This window comes from bacterium (assembly GCA_035370465.1).
GTDB lineage: Bacteria > Ratteibacteria > UBA8468 > B48-G9 > JAFGKM01 > JAGGVW01.
This window is the reverse complement of the sequence record DAOOVW010000099.1, coordinates 1-1,832: the sequence shown is the minus strand read 5'-3', so window position 1 is coordinate 1,832 and position 1,832 is coordinate 1. Positions and strand designations below refer to the sequence as shown.

Below are 1,832 nucleotides of genomic sequence, written 5' to 3'. Positions count from 1 at the left end.
CCCTTTGTCAAAGGGGAGAATCTTTTTTTAAAAAGGGGAAAATGTAGATGCTTTTGTACTTTTTATTTACAGTGTTACACTTAGCGCTTCTTTTACAGTTGTAATTCCATCAACAACTTTTTTAATTCCAATTTCTCTTAATGTTTTCATTCCGTTTTCTTTTGCTGCATCTCTTATTTTATCTTCGCTTTTCTTTTCAATTATCATTTCTCTTATTTTTCTATTTACTTCCAATACTTCATAAATAGCAATTCTACCATAATACCCAGTATAATTACAATCAATACAACCTCTACCTTTATAAATTTCTTTTTTAGCGACATCAATTCCAATTTTTTCAAGAGTAGTTTTTCCTTCTTTATCTTTTTCTTTGCATCTTTCACATATTTTTCTAATTAATCTTTGAGAAAGAATTAAATTTACAGCATCAGATATAAGATAATTTTCAACCCCCATATAAGATAATCTTGAAATAGTAGAAACAGTATCATTTGTATGAAGGGTAGAAATAACAAGATGTCCTGTAAGTGATGATTGAATAGCAATTTGTGCGGTTTCAATATCTCTAATTTCTCCAATCATTATAACATCAGGGTCTTGTCTTAAAATATGTCGCAAAACAACTGGAAAAGTAAGCCCAATTTTTGGTTTTATCTGAACTTGATTTATCCTTTCTAATTGATATTCAACAGGGTCTTCAATCGTTATTATATTTTTTTCAGATGTATTTATAAAAGTTAAGCCAGAATATAAAGTAGTTGTTTTTCCACTTCCTGTTGGACCTGTTACTATTATCATTCCAAACGGTCTCATAAGGGAGCCTTTAAATTTTTTTAATTCTTCTGCCTCAAACCCTAATTGTTCCATATCTAAAACAAGATTTTCTCTATCTAAAAGTCGCATTACCACTTTTTCTCCATGTATTGTAGGAAGAGTTGAAATTCTAACATCTATTTCTCTTATGCCTACTTTAATTTTAAATCTTCCATCCTGAGGTAATCTTCTTTCACCAATATCAAGGTTTGATAGAATTTTCATTCGTGTAACAATCCCAGGGTAAGCATATTTAGGAGGTGACTGAAAACTACTATGAAGAATACCATCTATTCTAAATCTAACATTAATATCTATTTCTCCTGGCTCTAAATGAATATCAGTTGCTCTTTTTTCAATTGCATTTAAAAAAAGTGAATTTACAAATCTTATTATAGGAGCATCTTCCGCAGCAATTCTTAATTGGTTTTCATCTACTACTTCCTCTTGTTCCCTACTGTTTTCAAGTTCTTGAAACATTTCAGGAATATCTTTTTCTTCATTATAATACCTTTCAATTAAGTCAAGGATTTCCTTTTCTTCTGCTTTTACAACTTTTATTTTCATTCCAGTAATTCTTCTTACTGTATCCATTGCTACAATATCTAAAGGGTCTTTCATTGCTACAATAAGTGTTTCATTTTCCTTTGCAATTCCAATAAGGGTAAATTTTCTTGCAATATTTTCTGGAATTATTTTTATATCTTCTTTTTTTAACCCTCTAAATCTGGAAAGAACAACAGTATCTGCTTTTTTCTGTTCAGTAAGAGCATGTACTATATCTTCTTTTGTTGTGAACTTCTTTTCAACAAGTATTTCACCTAAAAATTTATCTGTCTTTTTTTGTTCCTGTAATGCTTCTTCAAGTTGTAAAGGAGTAATAATACCTTTTTCAATAAGTATCTGCCCTAATTCTTTTCTTTCCATACCAATATTATTTTACCATAAAACATCTATTTACACAACCAATTGTAATATGCAGAGGTTTTATTCTATTTTTCCTTTTGACATTTTATAAA

The 1,832-nt window shown here is 29.2% G+C and carries 1 protein-coding gene; it reads right to left on the bottom strand.

The window, feature by feature from the left end:
• Positions 1–66: 66 nt before the first annotated feature.
• A complete protein-coding gene (locus PLW95_08145) occupies positions 67–1,740 on the bottom strand; it encodes an ATPase, T2SS/T4P/T4SS family (GenBank protein ID HOV22625.1) in 1,674 nt (557 codons plus the stop codon).
• Positions 1,741–1,832: the final 92 nt, after the last annotated feature.